Below are 5402 nucleotides of genomic sequence, written 5' to 3'. Positions count from 1 at the left end.
CATACATGAAGCCGAAGGCGCCGCCCAGAAACACGACCAAGCCCAGACCTCCGCTCAAAGCGGCTGTAATACCCGTCGCCACGCCCACCCAAGCGCCCAACACCGTGGGCAGCAGGCTCAAGGCCAGCAACCAGTAAGTGTTGCGCATCACCTTGTTGCGCTGCTCCAGGGCCGTACCGGCCAAGCCATAACCAAAGGGTTGAACGTTTTCATTCATGAGCATCATCTCCATAGACCCAGCAAATGCTGATCCCGTCATTTTACGGGCCATCCTTTCATTTGCAAAAGATGGGCGATGCCCACCCCCCTATTTTCTGTAAGGGTTCTATGAGCTGAGCGCCAGGCCAGCGAAATGTCAAACTGGACAAAAAATGCGTATGCTCGACGTCTTTGCAAAAAACCTGGAAACATTGGAACACCATGAAATCAAAAGCAGTGCTTGAACTTGTCGACATCAAAGCGATCGCCGCAGCCGCCGAGGCCGAAGCTTTAAAAAACAGATGGGCCGTCACCATCGCCATCGTTGACGACGGCGGCCATTTGCTGCACCTGCAGCGCCTGGACGGCGCCGCGCCCATTTCCGCGCATATTGCGCCGGCCAAGGCCAACACGGCGGCCATGGGTCAGCGCGAGAGCAAGGTGTACGAGGATGTCATCAACGGCGGCCGCACTTCATTCCTGTCGGCGCCTTACATACAGGGCATGCTTGAAGGTGGCGTGCCCATCATCAAGGACGGGCAGTGTCTGGGCGCTGTGGGTGTGAGCGGCGTCAAGTCCTCGGAAGATGCGCAGATCGCGCGTGCCGGCATGGCTGCCATCGGACTGTGATGAAGCCCTCTGATCGGGCGTGGGCCTGACGTAAAAAAGACCTCAAGGTCGGCTTTTTGTATGGGTAACTCGACCCGGTTGCGTTGCGGTTCATCGAAAAAAAGCCTGGCTAAACGACGCCCGAAGGCGCCCGTGGCTGGCAAAAACGACCTTGGGAGCTTGGCTTCAAGCTCCGGATCGCCCCACGATGAAACGGGTGTTGGGTTTACTTGGTCAAGATGAGTTTGCCCAGGCGTGTGGCCTGCAGGCGGTAAATAAACCCGTTGTGCCTGATTTCAACCGCTTTTTGGCCGCGCAAAATGTCGGTGCTGCTCATGCAATTGGCGGACGTACCTGACGCCTTGGTATCGGGATTTGCTTCAGAATTCGGCGCCGAGCAAGAAGGCAAGCTCAGGGCTTGGGAGGAGGGCAATACTAAGGACATGATGATTAAACCGGTTTGGGTTTTGATTTGGTAATGATAATCATTCCCATTTGAAAGTCAAACTTTTTTTTGCAGTGCGGCCCGTGTTTTTCTGATATTTCTGGTGCGTGGCGAAAAATGCTCAGTTTTTCGGCTCGGTAATAAACCCGATCTTGCGCAGCCCGGCCTGCTGTGCCGCAGCCATGGCCTGTGCCACGCGCTCGTAGCGCACCGCCTTGTCGCCCCGTATGTGCAGGTCAGGTTGCGGTTCTTGCGCCGCGGCCGTTTTCAGCTGCGTCGCCAGTTCGTCATCGGCCACTCTGGTTTCATTGAGGAAGTAGTGGCCTTCGGCATCTACGCTCAGCCGAACCGTTTGAGGCTTGATGTTCTGCACCTCGGTGCTGGCGCGCGGCAGGTCAATGTTGACGGCGTGCTTCATGACCGGGATCGTGATGATGAAGATGATGAGCAGCACCAGCATGATGTCCACCATGGGCGTCATGTTGATCTCGTTCATCACTTCGTCACCGTCGGCGATGCTGTCTTGGGTTCCGAAGGCCATGGGGCGGCTCCCTTTATGTTTTTTTCATCGGTACGACATGGGCCGAGCTGCTGCTCACGCGGGCACCCGTCACAAAATAGGCGTGCAGGTCGTGGGCAAAGCGGTTGAGCTTGTGCAAAACGCCTTTGTTGCCGCGCACCAGCGCGTTGTAGCCCAGTACGGCGGGAATGGCGACAGCCAGGCCCAGCGCCGTCATGATCAGCGCCTCGCCAATCGGCCCCGCCACCTTGTCAATGGTGGCCTGGCCTGCAGCGCCAATGGCCAGCAGCGCGTGGTCAAAACCCCAGACCGTGCCAAACAGGCCCACGAACGGCGCCGTGGAACCGACTGATGCCAGGATGGCCAGGCCCGATTGCAGCTTGGTGGTGAATTCATCAAGGGTGTTGCGCAATGCGCGCGTGACCCAGTCGCTCATGTCCAGCGCGTCGTGCAGCTGCGCCTTGGTGTTGCGGTGGTGGGCCGTGGCTTCACGGCCTTCCAGTGCCAGCTGGCGAAGCGGGTTGGCCGGGTCTGTCCCCAGCTTGGTCAGGCCTGCTGCAAAGTCTTCGCTGTGCCAGAACTCTTCCGCACTTTTGGCAAGGCGTTTGTACTTGATCAGATCCAGCGTCTTGATGAGGATGACCATCCACGAGGCCAGCGACATGAGCAGCAGCAGCAGGGCCACCGATTTGGTCACGATATCGCCCTGGCTCCAGACGTTGGCAAGGCCGAATTGGGAATTCATGAATTCAATACTCCACAGTTTTTTGAAAATTTACTCAAGAACCCAGTTGAAGGGAACGTTGAAGGTCATGGCTTCGGGTGTGCCGTTGCGTTTGCCCGGTGTGTAACGCCAGCGCATGATGGCCTCGTAAGCAGTTTTGTCCAGACGTTCGAAGCCGCTGGACTTGACCAGCCGGGCGCTGACGGCGGCGCCGTCAACACCGATGAGGACGCTGTACACGACCAGGCCCTGCTCGCCCAGACGCCTGCTTAAAGCCGGGTAGGGCGGTTTGGGGTTGCGCAGGTAGTCGGCATCGCTGGAGGGCATCTGGACCACGGCCGGCGCCGGGGCGGCGGCAGGCGTTTGAGCCACGGTGGCCGTCTGATCCGGGGGCGTGATCGCCCCTGTGGGCGCGTTGGGCGACGGTGTGGCGTCCGCAATGGCCAAAGGCTGGAGTTGCTGCACGGCGGGGGCTTTGGCGATTGCTTTTTTGGGGTTCGCTGGAACGGGAGGGGTCGGTGTGGGGCGGGCGGGCGTTGCTTTGGGGGCAGGCGGATCGACAAACTGCGACAAAATTTCGGCGGGCACCACCAATTCGGCGGCGCGCATCAGCAGGCCGCTTTGCAGGGCCCAGATAAAACCGATATGCAAGGCCACCACCACGAGCGCAATGACCGCATTGCGGCTGACAGGCGAGCGCGTCAGTTGCGCCACAGGGGCAGAGGGGTTTGAAAAGGCGGTGGCATTCATCAGGGAATTAGTTGAGGGCAAGGTCACAAGGGTGCCACAAGCGCGGTCAGGACGGTCAAAGTCAGCGGCGCAAGACCCACCATGCAGAGCCAATCACCAGGATCAGGCTGACAGGCAATGCTGCGATCAGGAGGGTAAGGTGTTCCATAGCTGGCTTTCCAGGGAGTGGGTTGTTTGCTTGATGGGGGCCACATGAATAAAGTGCCTTGATTTTAAATGAGAATAAATCGCATCTACGTAAATCATTTCGCCTGATTGAAAGAAGATGCAAACGTTGGATGATTTGTAATGAAAACACGATTAAGCCAATACGGAACAAGGATAAGTAGCTATTGATAACGTAGCATGTTGCTGCAGTTTCATGACGGTTTTTGGCGCGAAGGTCCTGGCCCGTGGCGGACGAGTGGTCTTAAACGCCGGCCCACATCCGCAGCAAGTTGTGATAACAGCCGGTCAGCCGTACTGCCTCGGGGCTTTCGATGGCGTCGCCCGGCTGGCCTTGGCCTGGGTTCTGCGGTGCGCGCTCCAGGTTTTTCTGGCGCAGCGAGGTGATGGCCATGTCCATCTCATACAGGAGCCGGCGCTGGGCATCCGAGCGGACCATGCTTTCGATCCAGAAGAAGCAGGCCAGACGTTCGCCCCGCGTGACGGGCTCCACGCGATGCACGGACGTTCCGGGGTACAGCACGAGGTCGCCCGCCTCGAACTTGATGCGCTGCTCGCCATACGTGTCCTGGACCACCAGTTCGCCGCCGTCATAGCTGGCCGGGTCGCTCAAAAACAGCGTGCAGGAAATGTCGGTGCGCACATGACGCCCCGTGGCGGCGTGCGTGCGTACCGCGTTGTCGATGTGGTCGCCAAAGTGGTTGGCATGGCCGCCGTAGCGATTGAACAGTGGCGGATACACCGATTTGGGCAAGGCCCCGGTCACAAACAAGGGGTTGCGGGCCAGCGCCACGGAGACGATATGGCGTGCCTGCTGGGCGGCCGGCAAGTCTTCGGGCAGCTGGCGGTTGTTTTTGACGGCGCCGGACTGGCTGCCGGCAGTGATGCGGCCGTCAGCCCAGTCGGCGGCCAGGATCAGCTGGCGGACTTGCGCGAGTTCGTCAGCTTGCAGGGCTTGATGGATGCGAAGCAGCATGGTGTCAATTCCAGGTGAGCCAAATGGAATCGGGCCGCGCCACGGTTGCGGCGTTGCCCGAAGTTTAAAGCGGTGTCTCAGAACTTGCTGGTCAGCGTCAGGCGCACGCTGCGCTCATCGCCCGGCGCGGCAAAGCCGCGGTACAGGGTGTTGTAGTACACCTTGTCAAACAGGTTGTCGACGTTGAGCTTGACGGTGTTGCCCTCGTTGATTTTGTATTCCACCAGGGCATCGGCCTTGATGTAACCGGGGGCACGGTTCAGCGAGGTGACGCTGTTGGCCGGTTTGTTCCGGCTCGCGGCGGTCAGGCCGCCACCGACGCGCCATTTGTCGTCAATGCGGTAAGTGGTGAACAGGTTGGCCTGGCGAGTCGGGCTCAGGCCCGGGTTTTGTCCAACTTCGAGCTGACCTGCAGCGTTCGAGCCCGACTGGTCAATCACCGCTTTCAAAAATCCGATGCCCGCAAACACGTCCCATTGAGGGGTGATGCGGCCGGCAATCTCAAACTCCAGCGCGTCGGCATGGCGTTTTCCCGATAGCAAATAAGAGTTGTTGGCCGTGTCAATGTCCGTGTTGCGCTCGTTGTACTTCTCGGTACGGGCCAGCGCCGTGCGAAACGACAGGTCGCCGCCGTAGAGTTCCCACTTGGCCCCGATCTCCATATTGCGGCTGCTTTCCGGCGCCGTGTTGGCCGAGACCGGGTCAAACTGGTACAGGTCGCCCGACGTGTTGAACGAGGTGCCATACGACGCGTAGTAGCTGACCTCATCCGTCGGCTGGTACATCAGGCCCAGGCGTTTGCTGAGCAGGCTGTCCGAGCGCGAGAGGGCCGTGTTGTTGGGCGCGGGATTGCCAGGGCGCTGGTAATCGCCCTTGAAGTTGTCAAGACGCAAACCGCCGACCAGCTTCCAGTAAGGTGCCACCTCAATCGTGTCCTGGACGTACAAGCCCAGCGTTGTGGCCTTGAATTCTGTGGCCAGGCGCTCCGTCAGGTTGCCGCTGATGCCGGTGCTGC

General features: G+C 59.4%; 7 protein-coding genes and 1 pseudogene. 1 reads left to right on the top strand and 7 read right to left on the bottom strand.

From position 1 onward, the window contains the following. Nucleotides 1-217, bottom strand: a pseudogene (locus Q8K05_RS00905) (BAX inhibitor (BI)-1/YccA family protein); the annotation flags it as partial. Nucleotides 218-420: 203 nt separating this feature from the next. On the opposite strand from Q8K05_RS00905, the gene Q8K05_RS00900 reads away from it, so the two are divergent. Next, nucleotides 421-828: a heme-binding protein gene (locus Q8K05_RS00900; RefSeq protein WP_305244672.1), complete on the top strand. Its 408-nt coding sequence runs from the start codon at nt 421-423 to the stop codon at nt 826-828. 205 nt (nt 829-1033) lie between these two features. Here Q8K05_RS00900 and hemP read toward each other — a convergent pair whose 3' ends face one another. The 6 genes from hemP to Q8K05_RS00870 all read right to left on the bottom strand — a co-directional run. Beyond that, complete coding sequence (gene hemP / locus Q8K05_RS00895; RefSeq protein WP_305244671.1) at nt 1034-1252, bottom strand: hemin uptake protein HemP; 219 nt, start codon at nt 1250-1252, stop codon at nt 1034-1036. Nucleotides 1253-1373: 121 nt separating this feature from the next. Further along, nucleotides 1374-1793, bottom strand: coding sequence for a biopolymer transporter ExbD (locus tag Q8K05_RS00890; RefSeq protein WP_305244670.1), 420 nt, complete (start codon nt 1791-1793; stop codon nt 1374-1376). 13 nt (nt 1794-1806) lie between these two features. After that, complete coding sequence (locus Q8K05_RS00885; protein ID WP_305244669.1) at nt 1807-2517, bottom strand: MotA/TolQ/ExbB proton channel family protein; 711 nt, start codon at nt 2515-2517, stop codon at nt 1807-1809. Between the two features lie 30 nt (nt 2518-2547). Further along, nucleotides 2548-3246, bottom strand: coding sequence for an energy transducer TonB (locus Q8K05_RS00880; RefSeq protein WP_305244668.1), 699 nt, complete (start codon nt 3244-3246; stop codon nt 2548-2550). Nucleotides 3247-3655: 409 nt separating this feature from the next. Continuing rightward, nucleotides 3656-4387, bottom strand: coding sequence for a Fe2+-dependent dioxygenase (locus Q8K05_RS00875; RefSeq protein WP_305244667.1), 732 nt, complete (start codon nt 4385-4387; stop codon nt 3656-3658). 77 nt (nt 4388-4464) lie between these two features. After that, nucleotides 4465-5402: TonB-dependent siderophore receptor (locus tag Q8K05_RS00870; protein ID WP_305244666.1), on the bottom strand; the 938-nt coding region annotated here is incomplete at its 5' end.

The sequence above is a fragment of the Polaromonas sp. genome, from assembly GCF_030682935.1.
Taxonomy (GTDB): domain Bacteria; phylum Pseudomonadota; class Gammaproteobacteria; order Burkholderiales; family Burkholderiaceae_C; genus Polaromonas.
This window is presented reverse-complemented; position numbering and strand designations above follow the sequence as displayed.